This window comes from Pseudoalteromonas sp. QJM3NY_22, assembly GCF_056173065.1.
Genome location: NZ_CM149655.1, coordinates 148,093 through 171,131, shown reverse-complemented (window position 1 = coordinate 171,131; position 23,039 = coordinate 148,093). Strand labels below are relative to the sequence as shown.

At 39.0% G+C, this 23,039-nt stretch carries 24 protein-coding genes; 7 read left to right on the top strand and 17 right to left on the bottom strand.

Annotation, left to right across the window (positions count from 1 at the left end):
• Positions 1-3 precede the first annotated feature (3 nt).
• The 7 genes from AC0VZ4_RS00880 to AC0VZ4_RS00850 form a co-directional block, all read right to left on the bottom strand.
• Positions 4-366: a response regulator gene (locus AC0VZ4_RS00880; RefSeq protein ID WP_007376405.1), complete on the bottom strand. Its 363-nt coding sequence runs from the start codon at positions 364-366 to the stop codon at positions 4-6.
• An 8-nt stretch (positions 367-374) separates the two neighbouring features.
• On the bottom strand, positions 375-647 hold the full coding sequence (locus AC0VZ4_RS00875; protein ID WP_007376404.1) for an STAS domain-containing protein: 273 nt from the start codon (positions 645-647) through the stop codon (positions 375-377).
• Between the two features lie 165 nt (positions 648-812).
• Entirely contained in the window at positions 813-1,430 is a 618-nt protein-coding gene (locus tag AC0VZ4_RS00870; protein ID WP_007376403.1) for an SCO family protein, read from the bottom strand.
• Positions 1,427-2,356 carry a heme o synthase gene (gene cyoE / locus AC0VZ4_RS00865; protein WP_475440652.1) on the bottom strand — a complete coding sequence of 310 codons (930 nt, stop codon included), beginning with the start codon at positions 2,354-2,356 and terminating at the stop codon, positions 1,427-1,429. The genes AC0VZ4_RS00870 and cyoE overlap by 4 nt, the downstream gene beginning before the upstream one ends.
• Positions 2,357-2,368: 12 nt before the next feature.
• A complete protein-coding gene (locus tag AC0VZ4_RS00860) occupies positions 2,369-3,358 on the bottom strand; it encodes a COX15/CtaA family protein (RefSeq protein ID WP_475440651.1) in 990 nt (329 codons plus the stop codon).
• A gap of 28 nt (positions 3,359-3,386) precedes the next feature.
• Positions 3,387-3,881 carry a hypothetical protein gene (locus AC0VZ4_RS00855; RefSeq protein WP_007376400.1) on the bottom strand — a complete coding sequence of 165 codons (495 nt, stop codon included), beginning with the start codon at positions 3,879-3,881 and terminating at the stop codon, positions 3,387-3,389.
• Positions 3,871-4,611, bottom strand: a complete 741-nt coding sequence (locus AC0VZ4_RS00850; protein ID WP_475440650.1) for an SURF1 family protein — start codon at positions 4,609-4,611, stop codon at positions 3,871-3,873. The genes AC0VZ4_RS00855 and AC0VZ4_RS00850 overlap by 11 nt, the downstream gene beginning before the upstream one ends.
• A 14-nt stretch (positions 4,612-4,625) precedes the next feature.
• On the opposite strand from AC0VZ4_RS00850, the gene AC0VZ4_RS00845 reads away from it, so the two are divergent.
• Positions 4,626-4,934 (top strand): DUF2909 family protein, encoded by a 309-nt coding sequence (locus AC0VZ4_RS00845; protein WP_475440649.1) that lies wholly within the window; start codon positions 4,626-4,628, stop codon positions 4,932-4,934.
• Here AC0VZ4_RS00845 and AC0VZ4_RS00840 read toward each other — a convergent pair.
• The 5 genes from AC0VZ4_RS00840 to lexA all read right to left on the bottom strand — a co-directional run bounded on the left by AC0VZ4_RS00840 (position 4,837) and on the right by lexA (position 10,090).
• Positions 4,837-5,712, bottom strand: a complete 876-nt coding sequence (locus AC0VZ4_RS00840) for a cytochrome c oxidase subunit 3 (RefSeq protein ID WP_002959610.1) — start codon at positions 5,710-5,712, stop codon at positions 4,837-4,839. The genes AC0VZ4_RS00845 and AC0VZ4_RS00840 overlap by 98 nt on opposite strands.
• Positions 5,713-5,747: 35 nt before the next feature.
• Entirely contained in the window at positions 5,748-6,278 is a 531-nt protein-coding gene (locus tag AC0VZ4_RS00835; protein WP_475440648.1) for a cytochrome c oxidase assembly protein, read from the bottom strand.
• Positions 6,278-7,870 carry a cytochrome c oxidase subunit I gene (ctaD, locus tag AC0VZ4_RS00830; protein WP_002959615.1) on the bottom strand — a complete coding sequence of 531 codons (1,593 nt, stop codon included), beginning with the start codon at positions 7,868-7,870 and terminating at the stop codon, positions 6,278-6,280. Before ctaD ends, AC0VZ4_RS00835 begins: the two co-directional genes overlap by 1 nt.
• Entirely contained in the window at positions 7,870-9,012 is a 1,143-nt protein-coding gene (coxB, locus tag AC0VZ4_RS00825; RefSeq protein WP_033039608.1) for a cytochrome c oxidase subunit II, read from the bottom strand. Before coxB ends, ctaD begins: the two co-directional genes overlap by 1 nt.
• A gap of 460 nt (positions 9,013-9,472) precedes the next feature.
• Positions 9,473-10,090 (bottom strand): transcriptional repressor LexA, encoded by a 618-nt coding sequence (lexA, locus tag AC0VZ4_RS00820; RefSeq protein WP_007376396.1) that lies wholly within the window; start codon positions 10,088-10,090, stop codon positions 9,473-9,475.
• Between the two features lie 263 nt (positions 10,091-10,353).
• Here lexA and AC0VZ4_RS00815 point away from each other — a divergent pair, with 263 nt between their 5' ends.
• Entirely contained in the window at positions 10,354-11,844 is a 1,491-nt protein-coding gene (locus AC0VZ4_RS00815; protein ID WP_475440647.1) for a M12 family metallo-peptidase, read from the top strand.
• A 234-nt stretch (positions 11,845-12,078) separates the two neighbouring features.
• Positions 12,079-12,519 carry a PaaI family thioesterase gene (locus AC0VZ4_RS00810; protein ID WP_475440646.1) on the top strand — a complete coding sequence of 147 codons (441 nt, stop codon included), beginning with the start codon at positions 12,079-12,081 and terminating at the stop codon, positions 12,517-12,519.
• A gap of 10 nt (positions 12,520-12,529) precedes the next feature.
• On the opposite strand, the gene AC0VZ4_RS00805 is transcribed toward AC0VZ4_RS00810, so the two are convergent.
• Positions 12,530-12,910 (bottom strand): hypothetical protein, encoded by a 381-nt coding sequence (locus AC0VZ4_RS00805; protein ID WP_008138697.1) that lies wholly within the window; start codon positions 12,908-12,910, stop codon positions 12,530-12,532.
• A 423-nt stretch (positions 12,911-13,333) separates the two neighbouring features.
• On the opposite strand from AC0VZ4_RS00805, the gene AC0VZ4_RS00800 reads away from it, so the two are divergent.
• Positions 13,334-16,045: a TonB-dependent receptor gene (locus AC0VZ4_RS00800; RefSeq protein WP_475440645.1), complete on the top strand. Its 2,712-nt coding sequence runs from the start codon at positions 13,334-13,336 to the stop codon at positions 16,043-16,045.
• Positions 16,046-16,050: 5 nt separating this feature from the next.
• Here AC0VZ4_RS00800 and AC0VZ4_RS00795 read toward each other — a convergent pair whose 3' ends face one another.
• Positions 16,051-16,191: a hypothetical protein gene (locus AC0VZ4_RS00795; protein WP_475440644.1), complete on the bottom strand. Its 141-nt coding sequence runs from the start codon at positions 16,189-16,191 to the stop codon at positions 16,051-16,053.
• Positions 16,192-16,234: 43 nt separating this feature from the next.
• Between AC0VZ4_RS00795 and AC0VZ4_RS00790 the strand changes: the two genes are divergently transcribed.
• Positions 16,235-16,888 (top strand): endonuclease, encoded by a 654-nt coding sequence (locus AC0VZ4_RS00790; protein WP_096794058.1) that lies wholly within the window; start codon positions 16,235-16,237, stop codon positions 16,886-16,888.
• Between the two features lie 95 nt (positions 16,889-16,983).
• Here AC0VZ4_RS00790 and hmpA read toward each other — a convergent pair whose 3' ends face one another.
• A complete protein-coding gene (gene hmpA, locus AC0VZ4_RS00785) occupies positions 16,984-18,165 on the bottom strand; it encodes an NO-inducible flavohemoprotein (protein WP_475440643.1) in 1,182 nt (393 codons plus the stop codon).
• Between the two features lie 20 nt (positions 18,166-18,185).
• Positions 18,186-19,418 carry an NnrS family protein gene (locus AC0VZ4_RS00780; protein WP_475440642.1) on the bottom strand — a complete coding sequence of 411 codons (1,233 nt, stop codon included), beginning with the start codon at positions 19,416-19,418 and terminating at the stop codon, positions 18,186-18,188.
• A 279-nt stretch (positions 19,419-19,697) separates the two neighbouring features.
• Here AC0VZ4_RS00780 and norR point away from each other — a divergent pair, with 279 nt between their 5' ends.
• Positions 19,698-21,254, top strand: a complete 1,557-nt coding sequence (gene norR, locus AC0VZ4_RS00775; RefSeq protein WP_475440641.1) for a nitric oxide reductase transcriptional regulator NorR — start codon at positions 19,698-19,700, stop codon at positions 21,252-21,254.
• A 193-nt stretch (positions 21,255-21,447) separates the two neighbouring features.
• Here norR and AC0VZ4_RS00770 read toward each other — a convergent pair whose 3' ends face one another.
• A complete protein-coding gene (locus AC0VZ4_RS00770) occupies positions 21,448-22,347 on the bottom strand; it encodes a LysR family transcriptional regulator (RefSeq protein WP_149613421.1) in 900 nt (299 codons plus the stop codon).
• A 119-nt stretch (positions 22,348-22,466) separates the two neighbouring features.
• On the opposite strand from AC0VZ4_RS00770, the gene AC0VZ4_RS00765 reads away from it, so the two are divergent.
• Entirely contained in the window at positions 22,467-23,033 is a 567-nt protein-coding gene (locus tag AC0VZ4_RS00765; protein WP_149613420.1) for an NADPH-dependent FMN reductase, read from the top strand.
• The last annotated feature ends 6 nt before the right edge of the window (positions 23,034-23,039 follow it).

The following is a 23,039-nucleotide window of genomic DNA, read 5'->3' as shown; positions in this document are numbered from 1 at the left end:
TCGCTAGCGAATAACCTTTTTAATAACGGCTAATAGCTGTTCTGGGTTAAACGGTTTAACTATCCAACCTGTTGCGCCAGCGGCTTTACCTTCTACTTTTTTTTCTAAGCCCGACTCCGTAGTGAGCATAAGTAATGGTGTGAATTTATAATTAGGTAAACCTCGCAGCTCTCTAATCAACGTAATACCATCCATTATTGGCATGTTTACATCCGAAATTACGACATCAAAATCTTGTTGTTTAGCGATAGCTAACGCTTCACTTCCATCTTTTGCTTCAATTACATCAAACCCTGCTGTTTTTAGAGTAAAACTTACCATTTGACGCATTGATGCTGAGTCATCAACCGCTAAAATTTTTTTCATATTAATTCCTAACCTTTACTTTCAAGTATTAAGTAATGACTTAAACCGAGTTGCTCAATTGAATGTGTTAATGCTTCACTCGCCCCTACCCAAATTATTTTATGCTTAATGATAAGCAGATGTTTTTGCAAAGCACATAAAAGTTGAATTGAGGCAGTATCGGCAGACATTACATCGCTAATATCAAGACAAATATCATTATTACTATTGAGTTCTTTTAGTAAATCTTGATGCAGTGTTTCAGCTTGCATAATGACAAGTTCACGTGGAAGTTTTAACATTTAGTAAGTGCATTCCTTGTCAATTTATTTCATAACAAAAGCTTAGACCTAGTTATTAAAAATGCCATAAAAGGGCCTAAAAAAATTAAATTAATTTTTGTAACAGGAATGAAAAACAAAAAAAAGGAGCACAAAGCTCCTTTAAAATACATGAAAAGTTAAAAACTAGTTTTTATAGTAATCTGCTATTTTTTTAAATTCTTCAGTTAAAGTCGTCGCATTAATTAATGGCACACTACCTTGTTTAAATTCGGGTTTAAAAATAGCTCTTACGGCTCCATTTTGATCAACCATAGCGACCGAAGCACTATGATCAACTGCATATTCTGATTCACTACTATCGCTAATGGCGTAAATTAAGCCAAGCTCTCGAACAACTGGAAAAAGGTGTTTATGTTCCCCTGATACAGCTAAAAAATCAGGGTTAAAGTAATCTATATATTGCTTTCGTTTAGCTGGTGTATCGCGTTTTGGATCAACCGATAAAAACCAAACTTGTAGCGGATAATCTGCCTGTAAGTTTTTATAAACAGCATTTAACTTAGCTAGTGTTAATGGACAAATATCTGGGCAGCTTGTGTAGCCTAAAAATACTAAATTCCACTGTCCTAAAAATTGTTGCTTAGTCACTAATTCGCCGCGCTGATCGTTTAACGTAAAATCAGACAGTGGCTTTGCATTTTCGTAAACTAATGCATCTACATCTGGTGGACTATTTTCATTTGAACATGCTGATAAAAACAAAACTAAAACAACAATTAATCCAAGCCATAACTGCTTCATAAAGGGAGCCATTTATCTATAAATAAGATTACAAAGAGTACCATTAAATGAATAATCGAAAAACGAAATAAGTCCATTGCAGTCTCATCATTTCCAGCAATTTTTAATTTGACCGCCTTATATATAAACACTGCATTTAATACACATGCGCCTATTAAATAAATTACTCCAGACATACCGATTAAATAAGGCAATACGCAAACAACAGCGAGTAAAACAGAATAAGCAACAACGCAGGTTTTACAAAAATCGATACCATGGGTTACTGGTAACATAGGGATTTTAGCGCGTTCATAATCACTTTTTCGTGCTATAGCCAGCGCCCAAAAGTGTGGCGGAGTCCAGGTAAATATTATCATTACAAGTAACCAAGGGGCTGCTGCCATTTGGTTTGTTTCTGACACCCAACCTAATAATGGAGGCATTGCGCCAGCCAACCCACCTATAACAATATTTTGCGGTGTAGCACGCTTTAAAAATGATGTATAAACAAATGCATAACCTACCAATGCAAATAACGTTAATATAGCGGTTAAGGTATTGGCCCACACCGTTAGCATAATAAAACCAGCAATCCCAATAACAGCTGCAAAACTAAGCGCATGTGTTTTACTTAAACGCCCTTTAGCCACAGGACGATGACGAGTCCTTGCCATTTTTGAGTCTATCTCACTATCAACCACGTGATTAATAACCGCTGCAGCAGCAGAAAGTAGCCCTATACCTAACAAGCTAATAAACTGTACAGCCATACCACGTCCTACATCGGGAGCCAGCGCTAAACCAACCCAAGCTGTTAGTACCAGCATGGCTACCACTTTAAATTTACTAATTGCTAAGTAGTCTTGCAGCAAACTATGAGTACGCGAAATTAGCGATTGAGTATTAACGGGTAGCAGTATTTTTTTATCAATTATAAGTGCCATTATATTTCCCCTTTATGTGCGTGATTTTAGGTAATAACACAACCTAACCATGCTTAATAACAGTATGGCAGCCATCAAATTATGCGCCAGTGCAACTCCCAACGGAATATACAAATGTACTAAAATAAGCCCTAAGCTAATTTGGCAAAGCAGGACAAGTAATACGCTCACAACGCAATTTTTAATTTTTTTAGAGTACGCTTGGCTGTATATTTTCCACATAATTAGCGCCAGAACGATGCAAGTAACCAGTGCCCAAATACGATGTAATAAATGAATAGACATACGCGCTTGCTGCGATAACACACCAAACTCATAATTACTGTGCTCAAGTGGTAATTGAAATACGCTACTTAATGAAAACGGTTGTGCGTAATTACACAATGGCAAACCACTACAATGTGGAGCGGCGTAATTTGCAGCCAGCCAACCACCAAGTGCAATTTGGATAATTAATACACTGAGCGCTACTAAACTTAAACCGAAATAGCGTTTTGCGCCGCTATCGCCACCCATAATGGGTTTTGCGGTTAGCCTTAAATATAAAAGCGTTATAAGTGACAAAATACTAAAGCCACCTAATAAGTGGCCCATTACAATAAGCGGCTGAAGGTTCATGGTTACTGTCCACATACCAAGGGCAGCCTGAAACACCACGAGTAGAAGTAAAGCCAAAAGCAATTTAACTGGCGTAGTTGGATATTGGCGCTTTAAAAAAGCCAACACAAATAAACCTAAAATAAGTAAACCTAAAGCACCTGCAAAGTAGCGATGAATCATTTCTTTCCACGCTTTTGCGGTTTCGAACATCATATCGGGGTAGCTTTGAGTTGCTAAGGCTATGTCAGCCTCATGCTTAGGCACCGTTAAAAAGCCGTAACAGCCAGGCCAATCGGGGCAGCCTAAACCTGCATCACTTAAGCGTGTATACGCACCTAAAGCAACCACAATTAAAGCGAGTAACCCTGTTATTAATACTAAGTTTTTATAATTTTTATACATCAGATACTCCAACTTAAGCTCAACTTAATTAGCTAGAACGAGAATAGTTAAGTAATTTTTTTAGATCTTTTAATAACCCTTTTTGTACTAAACGGTTTTCTTGTGGCTCAGCCTTAAAGGGATATTCAAGTACCACTAACCCCATATGATCAATTAAATACAAACTTGCAGGATTTAAACTCTGTTGCTCGGTAATAATTTTCCATGGTAGATTTTTATTGTTGGGACTTCCCATTACAGCCATATCAACCTTGCCTTGGTTTTTACCAAGTGCCACATATAAGTTATTCAGTGCATTGAGTTGTTCGCTGCATGGGGTGTTACATTCGTTTGAATAATTAAGTGCGATAGTCCATTGCTTGGGATTATTTTTCGGCCAATTTTTAAGTTTTATTTCTTGGCTTAAAAACTCGCCATTATTAGTAATTGCAGTAGGCAACCAATCAAACTTTAATGCGCCATATGCCAAAATTAATGGGATAGCGCAGCAACCCACAAACAACAAAAGGGGATTATTTTTCATTATGTGTCCTTTTTTTACTCGCAAAAATAGCCACAACAGCACATGCAATAGCAATTAAAAACCATTGCACAGCGTAGGCATTATGCTTTTGAGGGCTCATAACAACGGCCTCATAATGAGGTGCTGCAATCTCATCACCAGTACCTTGTCTGTAAGCCATAAAATTAATTAATGATTGCTGGCTTTGAGTGCTCAACATATCCAAGTCGATAGATTGGATTCTTGTAGGTAAGTCGTTATTTGTAGTTTTATCTTCAAGCGTAAAGCTACTTAAGTTATTTTCTTTTATTTGCGCTTTAAGAACAAAAATACCTGTAGGCAGAGTAACCTTTGGCAGTGCATCTCTAGATATAGGCGCTTTTACCCATCCTAAATTAACTAAAATCACTTTTTCTTCGCTGTCTGGCTTTAGTAAAGCAAGTAAGTCGTACCCTACTTGCCCGTTATAAACTTGATTATCTAAAAGCCAATATTGGTTTTGCACAAATCGCCCTTTTAACTCAACCAATACACCAGTTTTGTTCCAGCTATCAGGCAGGTTAAGTAATTGAGACCAGCTCATCACACCTCGAGTCTGTTGCTTAGCAATAGCGGTTAGTTGTTGCTGCTTTTGCTCACCTCGTTCCAACTGCCAAAACCCTAATCGCACACACACAAGTACAACAACCACAACCATACAAAGTGTGATTAGTGAGCTAAGCTTTTGTTTGTGCCATAAAACTAACTGCATAAAGGGTCAACTCAGTGATTATTAAAATTATTATCGTACTGTTGTTAATATTTATACTTTTTAACTTATTTAGAGCATTGTTTATTATGGTGTCAGGGAAAACTGAGGGACGACCTATGTCTCACTTTTTAGGTCGTCGCGTATTGTTTTCGGTCGTTGTTTTAGTTGTTGTTATTGCAGCGCTTAAACTTGGTTTTATTAAAGCAAATAATTCGCCAATAAACGCTACAGCACATATACAAATACAAACAAACACAGCCACACCACATCAACAAAGTGCCAATACCAAGCAGCTGCTTGAAAAGCAAAGTGCTTATCTTTAGTAAAGTGCCCTTTTAATATCCGTAAAAATATTACAAATAAAAGTACGGTTCCTAGCGTTACATGCATGCCATGAAAACCAGTCAATAAAAAGAACGTATTACCGTAAATACCCGCATCTAGCGTTAGGTTAAGATCATTATATGCATGCATGTACTCCTCAACTTGCAGCCCTAAAAAGCAAACACCCAATAAAATAGTAGCGCCTAAAAAAACCTTAAGTGGAGTACGTTTATTGTTTTCCATCGCTACGTGGGCAAAATGTAAAGTAACTGAGGAAGTAAGCAGTATTAAGGTATTTATAAGTGGTAAGCCTTGCCAGCCCATAGCTTGAGTAGTTTCGCCAGCAGGTGTTGAAACTAGCGGCCAAACGGCTTCAAAAGTAGGCCATAATACCTCGTTAGTCATTGCATTATTGCCTGCACCTCCAAGCCAAGGTACCGACAATACGCGTGCATAAAAAAGCGCACCAAAAAAGGCCATAAAAAACATAACTTCAGAAAAAATAAACCAGCTCATACCTTGTCTAAAAGAGCGATCCATTTGTGCTGAGTACAAACCTTGGTCTGACTCACTAATTACATTTTTAAACCAGCTAAACAACATATACACAAGTACAGCAATACCGGCATAAAGCAGATAAACCCCGCTACCACCTTCTTTACCTACACTCATAACAGTCAAGCCCGCCCCTACTGCAATAAAAAACAATGCAACAGCACCTACAATAGGCCACGGGCTTTGCTCAGGTACGTAATAATGCTCATATTCTTGATTCATTTTATTTACTCCTAGTTTCACACTAGTTTAAAAAGCTAGTTATTACTTGCCACCAGCTGTTCACTAATATCAAATACGGTATAAGATAAAGTTAATTCTTCAATGTCGCTTGGCAGTGCGGTATCAACATAAAAAAGCAATTTAAATTCAAGTTCTTCCCCTGCTTTTAGAGGTTGCTGATCAAAGCAAAAACAGGCTATTTTATGTAAATACTTTGCCGCTTTACCTGGTGAGACTGATGGTACAGCCTGCATTACTTTATCTAGGTTGCTGTTATTTTTTGCACTAAACATTACTTCACGCATTGCACCGAGTTTTACCACTACACTGTATTCTTTTGATTTAACTTCAAACGGTGCACCACTTTGTGCGTGAGTAGTAAAGCTAACGCCGACTTCTCGGTTTTGTACTATTTGTGTACTTTGCTCTGCTTGCTCAAACGAAGGCTTTCCATTAAGCCCTGTTACATCACAAAACACGTCATACAAAGGTACTAAAGCAAAGGCAAAGGCAAACATGCCTATGCAAATAAGTACCAAACGTTTGAGTAGCGGTGCGTGTGTCATTACTTAATAACCGGCGGCGTAGAAAAAGTATGATATGGCGCTGGAGAGTCAACTTCCCACTCAAGCCCTTCTGCCCCTTCCCATACTTTTGCAGGCACTTTATCACCGCCACGCGCGCATTTAATTACCACAGCTACAAACAACAATTGCGATAAACCAAAGGCAAACCCACCAATACTTATGATTGCATTAAAGTCGGCAAATTGAAGAGCGTAATCGGGAATCCGACGCGGCATACCGGCAAGCCCTACAAAATGCATAGGAAAAAACAGTACGTTCACGCTCACCAGCGATAGCCAAAAATGCCATTTAGCTAGCGTGATATTAAACATATTGCCTGTCCACTTGGGCAGCCAGTAATAGGCCCCCGCCATTATCGAAAATACAGCCCCTGTTACTAGTACATAATGAAAGTGCGCCACTACAAAATAAGTATCGTGATATTGAAAGTCAGCAGGTGTAATTGCCAGCATCAATCCCGAAAAACCACCCAAGGTAAACAGCACAATAAACGCAATACTAAAAAGCATTGGCACTTCAAAAGTTATTGAGCCTTTCCACATTGTGGCAACCCAATTAAATACTTTTACTCCTGTAGGTACCGATATAAGCATGGTCGCGTACATAAAAAACAACTCGCCAGCGACCGGCATCCCAGTAGTAAACATATGATGAGCCCATACAATAAAGCTCAATAGTGCTATGGAGGATGTGGCGTATACCATTGAGGCATAGCCAAAAAGTTTTTTACGAGAAAAGGTAGGTACTATTGTAGATATAATGCCAAAGGCAGGAAGAATCATTATGTATACTTCGGGGTGACCAAAAAACCAAAAGATGTGCTGAAACATCACCGGATCGCCACCGCCTGCAGCATCAAAAAAGCTGGTCGCAAAATACTTATCGGTAAGTACCATAGTGACAGCCCCTGCAAGTACTGGCATTACCGCTATTAATAAAAAGGCAGTAATTAACCACGTCCATACAAATAAGGGCAACTTCATCCATGTCATGCCGGGGGCACGTAAGTTCACTATGGTTACAATCACATTGATTGCGCCCATTATTGAGCTAATTCCCATAATATGTACGGCAAATACAAACAATGCAGTATTATCATTACTGTATGTTGTGGACAGTGGTGCATAAAAAGTCCAACCAAATGCAGGCCCCCCACCAGGCATAAATAACGATGCCAATAGGATTAAAAACGCAAACGGCAAAATCCAAAAGCTCCAGTTATTCATTCTTGGCAATGCCATATCTGGCGCGCCAATCATGAGTGGTATCATCCAGTTAGCAAGGCCTGTAAAGGCGGGCATAACCGCACCAAACACCATAATTAAACCATGCACTGTGGTCATTTGATTAAAAAAGTGAGGATCGACCAACTGTAAGCCTGGTTGAAATAATTCAGCCCTGATCACCATAGCCATTGCGCCACCAATTAAGAACATGGTCAGCGAAAAAATTAAATATAAACTACCTATATCTTTATGATTAGTTGTGTAAAGCCAGCGTTTAAAACCTTTAGCTGGGTGATGAGCATGATGAGCTTCATTGGCGTTAGGTTGTTCTACTATGCTACTCATTAGTTCGCCTCCACTTTGGCATCAAGTGCTGTCTGTATTTGACTCGGTTGAATAACATCACCCGTATCATTACCCCACGCATTACGTTTATAAGTAATAACCGCAGCTAATTGCTTTATAGATAACTGCTTGGCAAAAGCTTGCATTGCCGTACCGGGTCGTCCATGGATAACTACATCAATGTGATCTTTTATATCGCCAAGCACTATCGGGCTGCCTTTAAGTGCAGGAAATACACCCGGTAACCCCATGCCCGTAGGCTGATGGCACGCTGCACAATTAGCCATATATACTTGTTCGCCTAAAGTCATTAACTCTTCTTTTGGGAGGGTTTTATCAAGTAATGCGGCATCTGCCAGCGCAGCTTTCTGCTTCGCCTGCTTTGCATCTGCAAGCCATGTTTTAAAATCAGCCTCAGATTTAGCGACCACCACAACGGGCATAAAGCCATGGTCTTTACCACACAACTCAGCACATTGGCCTCGGTAAGTACCTTCTTCGTTTATGTTCGTCCATGTTTCGTTTATAAAGCCGGGGTTCGCATCTTTTTTAACTGCAAAATCAGGTACCCACCAAGAGTGAATAACATCATCAGAAGTCATTAAAAATCGTACTTTTTGATTTATTGGCAGTACAAGAGGCTTATCAACCTCAAGTAAGTAGTTAGGGTTTTTATCTGCAAGATTCGCTATTTCATCTTGCGGGGTAGATAAAATAGAGTAGAACTCTACATCTTCGCCCATATATTCATAATGCCATTTCCATTGCGAACCCGTAATTTTAATAGTGAGATCAGCTTTGCTGGCATCTTCCATTGCAATAAGGGTTTTAGTGGCTGGTACTGCCATAGCAATTAAAATAACAAACGGAATTGCAGTCCAAAGTATTTCTACTTTAGTGCTTTCGTGAAATTGGGCAGGTACAGCCCCTTTAGATTTACGGTGATGAATAAGTGCCCAAAACATAATTGCGAACACTATCACCCCAATCACACAACATATTATAAATATGGTCATGTGCAGCTGATATACATTATTGCTTATATCGGTTACGCCTTTGCGCATATTGTATTGGCTGTTCGCCAAAACTGAGTGCGAAAAAACACATAATATAAGCCACAAGGTAGAGGTCAGTTTACCCATGTGACGGCTCCTTTGATGCTATTGCGAATGCAAAGCGAAGAGGCATACGGCTTAAACGCCAATTCGTTATTTTTATTTTTTTAGCCAATCTTATTTAATATTGATTGGTTTTGCTGCGCCAACAACGAGTTTGTGTATATTGTGTGTTCTCAAAACTAAAAAGCTGTGAGTTATTATTAGCTCAGCACATTAATAATTAGCTAAAAAACGAACAACAAGCAAGTTTTAGTATAAAAAACAATCAGGTGATATTGAGTAATTAATAAAAAGTCAGTAGTCAACAGAAAGTTCAAAATATGAGCAAAACAAAGGGGTTTAACGCATTCGGAGGGGGAAAATATAAGTGCAAAAAAATTTACAGCTAAAATAATTAGTTGGCTGTTTACGTCCTATTTTTAGTGCTAATGTTAAAACAAAAATGCGTGCTAAAAAGCACGCATTCATAAAAATAAATTAAAAGCTACATCCAATCAGCGTTACGAATAACTCCAACGGCTAAACCTTCTATATTAAAAGATTCATTTTCTAGATCAACTTCAATTGGCGAAAAGTCGTCATTCTCAGCATGCAATAATACTTTTCGGCCTGCTTTTTCAAACCGCTTTACGGTAACATCATCATCAACACGAGCAACTACAACTTGTCCATTTTCTGCAACTTGAGTTTTATGCACAGCTAACAAATCACCATCCATAATACCTATATCTTTCATACTCATACCGTTAACGCGCAATAAAAAATCAGCAGCAGGTTTAAACATTAATGGATCAATTTTACAATGACTCTCAACGTGCTCTTGCGCCAAAATAGGCTCTCCCGCTGCGACTCGCCCGATAAGAGGTAAACCTAACTGTTCAGGCTCTTCTTCCTCAACAAGTTGAATACCTCGGCTTGCACCTGGTTTCATCTTAATAGCACCTTTTTTAGCAAGCGCTTTTAAATGCTCTTCAGCAGCATTGGCACTTTTAAAGCCTAATGTTTGTGCAATTTCAGCACGTGTAGGAGGCATACCAGTGTCTTTAATAAAAACTTTAACTAATTCGAGAATTTGAGCTTGGCGCTTCGTTAATGGTCGCATACAACTGGTTTTCCATACAGTACATTTAACTGTGAGTATATACAGTTAAATAAAAATCGCAAATTTAAATTACATTGATTGCTTGCTGTTAATAAATCACTTTTACACTTATGTAGAAACAACGAATGCTTACATAAAATAAACATTCGTATCTTTATATTTACGATTAAGGGCTAATTTGATGACAGCCACATGTTAATAAATTGAAAACAACTTATTAGCATGTGCACTTTATGTGTACAAACACTTAAAAGGATTATCAAATGAAAAAATATTCACCATTGTTTATTGGCTTATTGTTTAGCGGCTATGCGTATGCCCAAGTCCCACTTTTCGAAGTGCAGCACTCTAACTTTACGCAAAACATTAATAAAGAAGGTAATGCTCAATCTCAATTTGGGCAACCGCTTTTCGAACTAAGCGCAAAAACCAATGCATTCTTTTTACCTGTTCAGGGAAGTGACATTGAATTTATCAAAAGTACAGCAAGTACATCAGCAACTGGTAACTTAATCTGGGTAGGTAAAAGCTTAGATGGTGACGAAGTAACACTGATAAAATCTACAAAGGGGATTTCTGGTACGATAAAGGTAAATGAACATGTTTATAAATTGCAACCGAATAAACATTCTGGTCATAATTTTATTGAATTAGATCCTGCCAAGCAACCTGCTGAGCATGCACCCGATTATCAACAATCTAATAACACTATTTCAATCAGTGAACAAATTTTAACAGAACAAAGCTTCCAAACAGCTATGGCAACTAACGCGCAAAGCAATATTAGCTTACTCGTTTTATACACCCCAGCCGCAGAACAAAAATCTAGTGATATTAATAGCTTGATTGATCTTGCAATAGTAGAGACTAATCAGGGTTACCAAAACTCAGGTGTCAATGCAGTTGTTAGTTTGGCCCATGTAAGCCGAGTTAATTATACTGAAGCTACAAATTCAGGTACGGATTTAAATCGTTTAGCTGCCAAAAACGATGGTTATATGGATGAAGCGCACACACTACGAGATCAATACGGTGCTGATGTAGTCATATTAATAAACGACGTTAACGGCTACTGTGGCCAAGCCAAAGCAATTGGTGCAAATGCTAACAGCGCATTTGCGATGGTTGATTATGACTGTGCAACCGGCTATTACTCTTTCGGTCATGAAATTGGTCATTTACAAGGTGCTCGTCATAACCCTGAAAACGATCCATCAACATCTCCTTATTCGTTCGGCCATGGTTATCAGCAACCTCAATCACAATGGCGTTCAGTAATGGCTTATAACTGCACAAATAACTGCACAAGAATCAATTACTGGTCAAATCCAAACAAATCATACAGCGGAAGTGTTATGGGAACTCCATCAAAACACGATAACGCTAGAGCCTTAAATTTAACAAACCCCACAATTGCAAATTTTAGATCTGCATCTAGCCCACCGGTAAATAACAATACACTGCAAAATAACCAATCTATCGTTGTTAGTGGTGATCGAAACAGTGAGCAATTGTTTACTTTTACAGTGCCAAGTGAAGCTGAGCAAGTCACATTTTCGACCTCTAATGGCACTGGGGATGTTGACCTACATGTAAAATATAATGCAATTGCAACGAGCAGTAACTACGATTGCCGACCGTATAAAAACGGAAATAATGAAAGCTGTAGCGACACCCGCACTGGTAATTACTCTATTATGATTAAAGGCTACAGTGCTTTTAGTAATGTCGAGTTAATAGCTAGTTACCAATAAAAGATCTGGCTCAGTATAAGCAAGTAACATTATGCTGCTTGCTTATATTTAGCCTAGGGGGATTTCTTCTTTACTGCTCGATTGTATCAATAAACTACGATATCCCTATTATTACTTCTTACTATCCGCCTCACGCTATCTGGCTATAAATTTAGATCCACTTTTTTATTTTCATTATCTTAACTTTATGAAAATATAAGCCATATTTTTACTACTATTTTAAAAGGTAAGCTTATGAGTATTTGGTATCAACCTGTTACTTTAGAGTTTTGCAAACAGCTAGATGAGGGTATAAACGGCCAAGGTACACTAATGAAAACCATGGGAATTGAAATTACCGAAATTGGTGATGATTACCTCGTAGCAACTATGCCTGCCATACCAGCGCATCATAATCCAATGGGCATGGTGCATGGAGGAGCCAACGTAGCGCTTGCCGAAACAGTAGCAAGTTATGCAGCTAACTTCGTAGTCGACTTCACTCAGTTTTATTGTGTCGGACAAGAAATTAGCGCCAGTCACTTAAAAGCATCTCGTAATGGTACTTTAACAGCCACCGCAAAAGCGTTTCATATTGGTAAGCGTAGTTCAGTCTGGGAAATAAAAATTACTAATAGTCGAAACGAGCTTTGCTGCGTATCAAGAATGACCGCAGCCGTAGTAGAGCGAAGATAATTACTTACTGTTACTTTTCGATTGGGTAAATTGTAATTTCCATACCCGCACCAATAGCAGATATACGTAATAATGTATCTGCATCTAAAGCTTGGTTAAAACACTTAGGCGATGTGCCTGATTCAAAACCAATATCAAACGTTCTACGTGAACAGCTTAACCATTGCTTTAGCGCGTTGCGCGAACACGATTCAATAAGCTCACATATATGGTTTATTGCTTTGTCAGGCGTGTTTACTACACCTGTTGCTTCAATGCGGGCTAATTGACGGTATTCGTCTTTGTCATAATGTAAAATCGTCGCGACTTTTTTCAAGTCTGCCACTAGCAAACTAATATCTTGCTTTGATTCAAGCTCAAGATCTACATTTAAAAATTGAATTTCCGACATTGTTTAGTATTTATCCTCTAATGATTACACCGCAAACTTTAACGCAGTTTTACTTTTATACCAAATCAACTATGTAATATAAGCTGTTTTATATGGTAAATAGATAGTTTTACGCATTTATAGTCCATTATTTAATATTTATCATTTTTAAGTACAAACAATACTTTTTTATAAACTCCATGGCCTGTTGACCTTTGAGGATTAAAATTAAGTGAATTATTGTTTAAAAAAGTATAAAAAATAACCTTGACTTTCACATGCCACCGGTGGCATTTTAAATGTGCGGGTTAAATACACTGTTTAAATAGGTGTATTTAAATAAAGCCAAACACACCTCACTCATATTTACGCTTACTTATAACACAAAAAATAAGTGCAAAATCTGAACTGAGTGGCATTACCTAAATTCAGCAGGAACACACAATGAAAACGTCAAAAAAATTCACTCTCAGGCCACTTAATTACATTATTAGTGCATTATTAATTAGCACGACAGCTCAAATCAGTGCTGAAGAAGCCGAACAAACAAATATAAAAAAGAAAAGTGAAATTGAGTTAATCGAAGTTACAGGTTTCAGATCATCTCTTAATAAATCACTGGCTACCAAAAGATTTGAAGTAAATACCACGGAATCAATTGCAGCCGAAGACATTGGTAAATTTCCAGATTTAAATATCGCAGAGTCACTACAGCGGATCCCTGGTGTCGCAATTTCGCGAGAAGGAGGCGAAGGACGTCAAATTACTCTACGTGGTTTAGGCCCGTCTTTTACTCGGTCAACCCTTAATGGCATGGAAGTTCCTGCTAGTACAGATGGGACTGATTCGGGTGGTGGTGTAAATGGCGGCAGAGCATTTGACTTTAACGTCTTTGCATCAGAGCTATTCAATCGCGTTGATATTCAAAAATCACCAACAGCTGCAACCGAAGAAGGAGGTATTGCAGGTACTGTCGATATGTATTCAGCAAAACCTTTTGATTCCCCCGGTCTTCATGTAGCTGCGTCGGCACAGGCAGGCTATAACGATTTAACAGAAGAGACAGACCCTAGAATGGTATTTATGATCAGTAATACATTTGCTGACGATACCTTTGGGGCTTTATTCTCTGTCGCCAAATCAGAGCGCACAGTTCGCCAAGAAGGTTTTGGTACTGTTCGTTGGACAACCCCTGTCAAAGATGGCGGCGGTGTCTATGCTGACACATCAAATACTGACGTTATTGGCACTACTGATGTGGGAAATTGTGAATTTGAAGGTGAGCAAGTTGATGATGTAAATTGCCTATGGACTCCTCGACTTCCCCGCCCTGATTTTTTTGGTAATGAACAAGATAGATTAGGTTTTACAGGCTCATTACAGTATGCGCCTAACGATGACTTAGTAATTACCTTCGATACCTTGCATTCTACCCTCGACAACAGTCGTACGATGTATAATTTCTTCGAAATGTTCAGAAATACATTTAGCGAGATCACTCCAGACTCTATTACAGTTGCCGAAAATGGAAAACAAATTCAGGCAGGTACATTTAGTGGAGTAAAGTCCCGTGCAGAAAGCCGTCAACAGGTATCTAAAACAAAATTTAAACAGTATGTGTTATCTGGTAAATACCACCTATCTGACTACTTAAAATTAGATGCAATGATCGGCACCGCTGAGTCAAATGCTCGCTCTGAGCAATATCGTTATAATATGACCAGCAATACACCTCATACCGTCTCAATTGATTTTGGAAATAGCGCAAATACTGCAGTGATGGATTATGGCTATGATAATTTAGATGCAAGTTCATTTAATTTAACAGACGGTCAACTTCGTGCTACGGATGTACTCAGAAAAAATGATACTGCCAAATTAGATTTAACTTACGAAACAGACTTTATGAGCATCAAAGGTGGGGTTGCTTATAACGATAGAACAGTAAACTATGATGAATCGCAAATTAATGGATTTCCGGATCAAGAGTCATCCGTCGGCTTTTCACAATTAATGCCTTTCGATGATTATGGCTCAGGCTATGATGGTACGTTGCCGCAATTTATTGTGGCCGATTTTGATGCAATTGAATCACAACTACTCAATAAAGAGTGGACGGCGCGAAGTGCACAAAGCTGGGAAGTTGAAGAGGAAACCATCGCTGCTTATATTCAATCAGATTTTGAATATGAAATATCTGATATGCTCCTACGAACAAATGTAGGCTTACGTTATGTAAAAACAGAAACAACATCAACGGGCTTTATTCAAAGCGATCCTGTTGAAATTGAAAATAGTTATGATAATGTTTTACCTGTTTTAAATTTAGCACTGGATGCAACGCAAGATGTTGTTGTACGTTTAGGGTTATCCAAAACCATGACTCGTCCAAGCCTTGGCTCACTAAACCCAGGTAACCCATCATTCTCCTATTTAAATGGAACAGTCAGTGCAGGTAATCCATTTTTAGACCCATTCACCTCAACAAATACTGATTTAGGTATCGAATGGTATTTTGATGAAGAGTCGCTACTTGCTTTAACTGGTTTTTATAAAGATATAGGTACTTTCATCACCAGCTCAACTGAAGAAAAATTAGTTGACCCTGCATACTTACCTTTCATTGATAACGATCCGCAATACGATCCATCAAGTGCACTTGACCCAAGAACAACACCCTACACCCATTACGTACCTGTAAATGGCAAGGGAACTGTTGTTAAAGGTATTGAGCTAATATATCAACAGCCATTTAGCTTTTTACCGGGGTTATTAAAAAATACCGGTATTGTTTCTAACTACACTCACGTATCCGCAGGAGAAATAACGGGGCTTTCTAAAAATTCATATAATTTCACACTTTATTACGAAGAAGAAAATTATGGCGCTCGCGTTTCAATGAATAAACGCGATAACTACATTACTGATTATACTGGCAGTAATGGTAATGCTGAAGAAGCAACAACAGGTCCAGCACATTATGACCTTTCTGCTTTTTATAACCTCAATGACAATGTAACCGTAACATTTGAAGCTATTAACTTAACCGATGAATACGAGCGTTTGTATACCACTGGTGACGGAACTCTTAATTTACCACGAGAGTATAATCATACTGGTAGGCAATTCTTTTTAGGTATTCGCTATAGTATGTAAGTATCTTAACCAAAGCTCAGGTTAAATAGCTTATACAAAGCTGATAGTTTCCCCGCACTATCAGCTTTTTTTATAAAAATAAAAAGAGCAAGTACCAGTAACCATTTCAAGCTAAATTCTAAGTCTTCTTTATCTTTTTTAATCAACAGCTTAAACTAGCCATTCCTGTAGTTCACATATGTGATGGATATGACTCGATTTATTCTGGCCTTATTGGCTTGTTTTTTGTGTGTTTCGGTATCGGCGGAGCAGTTCACCCGTTTTTCTACTGCAAAAAAACACCTTATTAAAACCCTACCTGACAACGCTAAAAGCATCTACTGCGGCTGCGACATTAAAAAAGAAGGTAAAAAACTCGTTCCAGATCCCGCAAACTGTGGTTACGTTCCGAGAAATACGCTTACACGCTCAGGTAAGATAAACGTGCGAGCACTACGCATTGAGTGGGAACACATTGTTCCGGCGTGGGAATTTGGTCATCAACTACAATGTTGGCAAGATGGCGGGCGAAAAAATTGTAGAAAAGTAAGTGCTAAATTTAGAAAAATGGAAGCCGATATAAACAACTTAGCGCCAGCTATTGGCGAAATTAATGCCGATCGCTCCAATTATCGATTTGGCATGCTTAACGAAAACGCCACACAGTATGGCCGCTGCGAAGTAAAAGTAAACTTTAAACAACGTGTAGTTGAACCGCCTGTTTATGCGCGAAAACGTATAGCCGACACCTATGCTTATATGCAAAAAACCTACGGTTTAAAGATATCAGATAAGCAACAAAAGCTCTTTAATGCATGGCAAAAACAAACGTTTGCAGCGCAAAGTGATACTAAAAAGCTATAATTTAATTGGTTGCGCACTATTGAGTAAACCTTATAGTGCGCGATTAAGTTAGTAGGCTAAATACTTATCTAAAATATGCCCACTTTTAAACGATATTATAAGTCTTGATGCGGGCCAAATATTTCGTAATGAATATGCTCACTTTTAACACCGAGCCCAAGTAATTGGTTTTTTATAAATACCATGAACCCCGCAGGGCCACACAAGTAAAAGTCGCCATTACTCAATGGTAGCTGTGCTTGTACTGCGTTTAAGCTCATCAACCCTGTAAAATCAGCGCCCTCTGTCGCTTGATTAAACCACGTTATTGTTTGCAAGTGGTTATTCTGCGCTGTTAGATCATTTAAATATTTTGAAAACGAGTGCTGCTGAGTATTTTCGCAGGCATGTAAATACATAATCTCTTGATTAAAATCATCACTTAATAACGTTTCAAGCATAGCCAGCATTGGCGTTTGCCCAACACCTGCTGAAATGAGTACCGCTGGGTTTGTGTTATTGCGTAAAAAGAAGTCTCCTGCCGGCGGGTATAACTCAACAATAGTGCCTTGCTCTAATGAGTGTAAATAATTAGACACCATACCAGGCTTTGGCTGTAGCTCTTTTTTAACACTAATACGGTAGTTTTTAGCGTTACTTTTTTGTGAAATAGAATACTGGCGAATTTCTTCATATTCAGCGCCCTCTGGCTTAACTTTAATACCTAAATACTGCCCTGGTTTATGTGTAATAACAGCTTCGCCATCAACTGGCGTAAGTGTAAAACTCGTTACGAGTGCTGATTCAGCCTGTTTGTTGGTTATTTTAAATTGGCGAGTTCCCGCCCAACCACCGTGTTTATTTTTACTGTGCTCATACAAAGCAGCTTCTTCGGTTATACAAATATCAGCAAGTACGCCGTAAGCTTCGCGCCAAGCGTATTCAACATCGGGAGTAAATTGCTCAGGAATAAGCTCTTTTAATGTACCAATTAAATGCGCACCTACAATAGGATAATGCTCAGGTAAAATATTCAAGCTTGTATGCTTATGATTAATACGTGTTAGCGCTTCTTTTAATACGGCTAAATTATCAATATTTTGTGCATACGCAGCCAATACATTAAAAAGTGCAAATTGCTGACGACCTGTATCTTGATTCGCCATATTAAAAATATTTTTAAGCTCAGGATTATGGCTAAATAAACGCTTATAAAAATGATCGGTAACAACCTTACCCGCCTGCGCTAATAACGGAACTGTGCTTTTTACAATCTCAATGGTTTTATCAGATAACATATGTGTTTCCTATGGATGAACTAACCACGACGCCCATCAACACGACGCCGCGTTAATATAGGTGTGCAGTGAATTAAAAATAATGAAAAAGCCACTAGCCACAGCAAAGCACTTATTTGCCAAGCAAGGTGAGGCCCAATAATAAAAGGGAGTAATGAACGAGTAATAGCGGCTACTAACACAAATGCAAAAGCAACAGCCATGTAATGAGGAATAGCGAGTGTACGCCCTGTATGACCATGTGATACACGCGTCATCATTGCTAAAATCATCATACCTATTGTGCCAATAGTGATTAAGTGCAGCGCATCTTTAAATTGTATTGCACTGCTATAAAAGCTTATTGCCACCAGCATCAAACCAACACCTAGAGCAAGGTAGGAAAAATGTAAAGACCATAACAACGGCACTCTCAATACCTTGCTATCCCACCAAAAACCAGCCCTGACCAGATGAAGCACAGCAACCGTTGCAACAACCAACGCAGGATTAATCGTGTTCAAAAACAACTTGTTGATGAAAAATAAAGTGATAGCCAAAATAGATAAATACATCACCGCTTTATCTATTTTAGGAGTGCGAACTTGTGCGGTTAAACCTAGACCTTTAGCGGTAAAAAATGGTAGAACGCGACCCGCAACAATGCCAACTAGTAAAGTAATTACCAGTACTGCGGTATCAACCACACCAAGTGCAAGCTGCATGTTTTGTTTTAAAACAAGTATTAAATACAATACATTGAGCCCACAAAGCACAGCTAAAATAGCTAAAAACGGATAGTTACTTTTACTATTGGCTTTTAATAACATATTAGCCAACGCGGCTATGGCGCCTAGCCACCAAATAACTTGTAATGTAAGTGCAGCATATAAATTAAAATGAGCAATATCAGGCAATATCACAAAAAAGGCTAAGCGCGCTGCAAGCCATATAAACGTAAGCCACATAAGGGCTTTGCCACTTATGCTCGGTACGCCTGTCCATGTTTGTGCAGCGGTAAGTAAAAAGCCAACAGCTACAACTCCTGCAAAGCCAAACAGCATTTCGTGCGCGTGCCATAATGTCGCAGGTATCGATGAGTGCCAACTTGCATGGCCTGTTAAAATAAGTAGCCAATACCCCACCGACAAAAATGCCAATAAGCCACCGCCTAAAAAGAAAGGTCTAAAAGCAAGCATCCATAACGGCCATTGAGATACTTGATGAATAGCAACGCGTGCTGGCATTGGCTCAGTTAAGTTTATAGGGCGCATTATTTTATTTCCTGCGCTAAACCATACTGATCAAAAAAGTTCTCAGCGCACGCTAGTGCCTCATACAGTGAACTAAACTGTGTTTGATTATTTAAATTATTCAGCATTAGAGTGTTCATGGCGATCTCTGTAACTAACTACGTTACTTAGCTATTACACATACTGTGCCAACAACTTTATTCATTTAAATTCAATAAGTTAAATTAAATCACTTTACACTATGAGTCTTTATGACCTACTATAAATTAACTCATAAAAACACAAACAGGTCATTTTGACATGAACCAGCAATTCAACCTTACCCAAGTTGCTCTAGAGCTTGCTCAAAGTACACTGCACGAGCATAGTTTTGATCAATTACTAGCAACGGTTGAGCGGGTGATTCCTAGTGATGCAAGTGCGTTATTAGCGCTTCAGGGCGAGCAATTAAAACCACTGGCAATTAAAGGATTAATGCCCGACAGTTTAGGCAGACGATTTAAAATAGCAGAGCACCCTCGCCTAGAAGCTATTTGCAAAAGCACACTTGCGCTGCAATTTGCGCACGACTGCCCACTACCCGATCCATACGACGGATTACTATTAGCTAAAACCGGCGACATACCGGTACATGCATGTTTAGGTTTACCTCTTTATGATAAAAACGCGCTACTTGGCGTACTTACGTTTGATAGCCTTAACGCCAATGCATTTAACAGCATAAGCGCTGATACACTCAATACTTTACAAACGCTGTGTAGTGCGCACTTTAAAACGGCCTTAGAACTTGCCCATTACAAACAGCATGCACAGCACTCAAGTGCATTAGTACAAGAACTAAATCGTGAAGCATTAACACGGGACGGCGGTGAAATTATTGGTCAAAGCCCGCTAATGCAAACACTTAAAAACGACATTAAACTCGTTGCAGCATCTAACTTTAGCGTGCTGATATTAGGTGAAACAGGGGTAGGGAAAGAACTTGTTGCGCGTAACATTCACTTAAATTCAGCTCGAAAAGATCAACCGCTTATACACTTAAATTGTGCATCACTTCCCGAAAACCTTGCCGAAAGTGAATTTTTTGGTCATGCAAAAGGGGCTTTTACAGGCGCACAAAATGCGCGCCAAGGTAAATTTCAATTAGCTGATGGCGGCACGTTATTTTTAGATGAAATAGGCGAACTACCCCTTGCCATGCAAAGTAAACTATTACGAGTGCTACAAAGTGGCGAAATACAAACGGTAGGAGAAGACACGCCAAAATACGTAGATGTACGCGTTGTTGCTGCCACTAACAGAAATTTAAAAGAAGAAGTAGCTCAAGGTCGCTTTAGAGCCGATTTATACCATCACCTCAGTGTCTACCCTATTACTGTGCCACCACTTAGTAAACGCGAGCACGACATAACACTCTTAGCTGGTTATTTTATTGAGCAAACAGCCCGTAAATTAGGGATAAAACAATTAAAACTAAGCCCCGAAGCGCAAGCATTACTTAATCAGTACAGCTGGCCAGGTAACGTGCGCGAGCTTGAACATGTCATTAGCCGCAGCGCCCTAAAAGCAAAACAAAGCCAATGGCAAAATCCAATAATAACCATTACAAGCGAGCACTGTGATTTAACCCCAAGTGCGCCGCAAAACTCTCTAGTAGCAAGCCAAAGTACAACCAACACCTTAATCAACCAACCTTTAAAGCAAGCTGTAGAATCGTTGCAATACAACGTAATTACTGAGCAATTAAAGAAGCATAACTACAACTGGTCAGCAGCAGCAAGAGTGCTTGAATTAGATAGGGCTAACTTAGTACGCTTGGCTAAACGCCTAGGGATAGAAGTAAAAAAAACACTATAATCATTTAAAATACAGCTAAAATGCGGCTAATACCAATCTGCTTATATATGGGGTCTATTTAACGTTAAGAAAATTACGCTAGAACTAGGCAAAAATTTTTGTATCTAGTTGTTCTAAATAAAAAATTTCAACGACGTCATAGTGAAATTTAATTCGTTAAATTGATCAAAGATTTATGCAGGTTGGTATAAAACTATTGATTAGCAGCTAACTTACTAAAATGTGTTTTTAGCAACCCTGCAAAAGCTTGTACTTTAGCAGTGCGATGCACTAAGTGATGCGTGACTAACCATACATCGGTAGGCCAGCTTAACTCACTGTGTAATATAGGCACTAAATCAGGATATTGCGCCGCTACGTCATGCTGCAATCCGCCAATACCTAGCCCTTTAATTATTGCACGAGTCGCTTCTGCGGTTTCAGATACTCGCAGCTTTATTTGCGATGCGGGAATATGTTCATCAGCCCACGCAAAATAAGGCACGCGGGCATTAAAACCTGCCACACCCGATACAAAATTATGCTGTTGTAAATCACTTAATAATTTAGGCATGCCGTATTTATTAATATAACGTTTATTAGCGTATAAGCCCGATGAAAGCTGCGCCAAATGTTGAGCAATATAATCGCCTTCATCAGGCCTTGGGCCTGCACGCACAGCAATATGTGCTTGCCCGTGATCGAGCCTTAGCCTTTTTTGTTCTAAAATAACTTCTAACTGCACCTGCGGGTGTAACGCTTGAAACTGCTCACACACATCCCCAAGTATATCCATAAAACCGCTTACCGTCGTTAGCAACAAACTCCCTCTAAGTGTACTGTCTGCCGAAGCAATATCGTTATGAAGCTGCTCTAACGAACTATGAATAGTTTGCGCCGTTGCGAATAACTTAGTGCCAATTTCAGTTACTTTATAACCACGGGCATGGCGATGAAAAAGTCGTGCATTTAAGTTTTTTTCTAGATTATTAATTCGTCTAAGCACTGTGCTGTGGTGCACATTAAGCTCTTCTGCTGCCGCTGTTAGCGTGCCTAAACGTGCTACTTCAAACGCTACTTTAACGTCTTGCCAATCTTCAAACTTTATCGCCATGCTGCCTACCTTTCACTTATGTGCATATACGCACATAAGTGTTGCGTTTATTGGGGTTTTCTACAAGCAAAATTTTGCTACATTAGCCATGAAACTTAAAACATTAAAAGGCCACTACCATGTCAGCACCAAAAATTATCGCTCTAGCAGGAAGCCTTCGCCAAGAAAGCTTTAATCAAAAAATTATTAATGAAGCAGCACGTTTTGCTCTACAAACAGGTGCTGAAGTAGAAGTAATAAAACTAAACGAATTAAACATCCCACTATTTAACGAAGATATAGAAGCGCAAGGCACACCAAGCGATGTACAGCTTTTGAAAGACAAGCTACGTAAAGCCGACGGTATTTTACTAGCAAGCCCAGAGTACAACGGCTCTATAACCGCAGCACTAAAAAACGCCATTGATTGGGCATCGCGCACAGAACAAGGTGCTGTTCCTGCTTTTCGTAATAAAGTGGTCGCTTTGTTTGCAGCATCGCCAGGTGGGCTTGGTGGATTACGAGGTTTAAATCATGTGCGTGATATATTAAGCGGCATTGGTTCATTAGTGCTTGCCGATCAGCTTGCTGTACCCGCTGTACACACTTTGTTTGATGAAAATGGGCAAATAAATGAACCTGTAACGGCTGAAAAAGTATCAGCCCTTGCTCATCAATTAGTAAGCGTTGCAAGTAAGTTAAAATAACTTGCA

Excerpts from the sequence above, each read along its gene's own strand:
- hmpA (WP_475440643.1), bottom strand. The coding sequence starts at position 18,165 with ATGTTATCTGATAAAACCATTGAGATTGTAAAAAGCACAGTTCCGTTA.
- cyoE (WP_475440652.1), bottom strand. The coding sequence starts at position 2,356 with ATGGCACTTATAATTGATAAAAAAATACTGCTACCCGTTAATACTCAA.
- ctaD (WP_002959615.1), bottom strand. The coding sequence starts at position 7,870 with ATGAGTAGCATAGTAGAACAACCTAACGCCAATGAAGCTCATCATGCT.
- AC0VZ4_RS00855 (WP_007376400.1), bottom strand. The coding sequence starts at position 3,881 with ATGAAAAATAATCCCCTTTTGTTGTTTGTGGGTTGCTGCGCTATCCCA.
- AC0VZ4_RS00850 (WP_475440650.1), bottom strand. The coding sequence starts at position 4,611 with ATGCAGTTAGTTTTATGGCACAAACAAAAGCTTAGCTCACTAATCACA.
- norR (WP_475440641.1), top strand. The coding sequence starts at position 19,698 with ATGAACCAGCAATTCAACCTTACCCAAGTTGCTCTAGAGCTTGCTCAA.
- AC0VZ4_RS00870 (WP_007376403.1), bottom strand. The coding sequence starts at position 1,430 with ATGAAGCAGTTATGGCTTGGATTAATTGTTGTTTTAGTTTTGTTTTTA.
- AC0VZ4_RS00840 (WP_002959610.1), bottom strand. The coding sequence starts at position 5,712 with ATGAATCAAGAATATGAGCATTATTACGTACCTGAGCAAAGCCCGTGG.
- coxB (WP_033039608.1), bottom strand. The coding sequence starts at position 9,012 with ATGGGTAAACTGACCTCTACCTTGTGGCTTATATTATGTGTTTTTTCG.
- AC0VZ4_RS00880 (WP_007376405.1), bottom strand. The coding sequence starts at position 366 with ATGAAAAAAATTTTAGCGGTTGATGACTCAGCATCAATGCGTCAAATG.
- AC0VZ4_RS00800 (WP_475440645.1), top strand. The coding sequence starts at position 13,334 with ATGAAAACGTCAAAAAAATTCACTCTCAGGCCACTTAATTACATTATT.
- lexA (WP_007376396.1), bottom strand. The coding sequence starts at position 10,090 with ATGCGACCATTAACGAAGCGCCAAGCTCAAATTCTCGAATTAGTTAAA.
- AC0VZ4_RS00790 (WP_096794058.1), top strand. The coding sequence starts at position 16,235 with ATGACTCGATTTATTCTGGCCTTATTGGCTTGTTTTTTGTGTGTTTCG.
- AC0VZ4_RS00765 (WP_149613420.1), top strand. The coding sequence starts at position 22,467 with ATGTCAGCACCAAAAATTATCGCTCTAGCAGGAAGCCTTCGCCAAGAA.
- AC0VZ4_RS00805 (WP_008138697.1), bottom strand. The coding sequence starts at position 12,910 with ATGTCGGAAATTCAATTTTTAAATGTAGATCTTGAGCTTGAATCAAAG.
- AC0VZ4_RS00770 (WP_149613421.1), bottom strand. The coding sequence starts at position 22,347 with ATGGCGATAAAGTTTGAAGATTGGCAAGACGTTAAAGTAGCGTTTGAA.
- AC0VZ4_RS00860 (WP_475440651.1), bottom strand. The coding sequence starts at position 3,358 with ATGTATAAAAATTATAAAAACTTAGTATTAATAACAGGGTTACTCGCT.
- AC0VZ4_RS00835 (WP_475440648.1), bottom strand. The coding sequence starts at position 6,278 with ATGACACACGCACCGCTACTCAAACGTTTGGTACTTATTTGCATAGGC.
- AC0VZ4_RS00815 (WP_475440647.1), top strand. The coding sequence starts at position 10,354 with ATGAAAAAATATTCACCATTGTTTATTGGCTTATTGTTTAGCGGCTAT.
- AC0VZ4_RS00780 (WP_475440642.1), bottom strand. The coding sequence starts at position 19,418 with ATGCGCCCTATAAACTTAACTGAGCCAATGCCAGCACGCGTTGCTATT.
- AC0VZ4_RS00810 (WP_475440646.1), top strand. The coding sequence starts at position 12,079 with ATGAGTATTTGGTATCAACCTGTTACTTTAGAGTTTTGCAAACAGCTA.
- AC0VZ4_RS00875 (WP_007376404.1), bottom strand. The coding sequence starts at position 647 with ATGTTAAAACTTCCACGTGAACTTGTCATTATGCAAGCTGAAACACTG.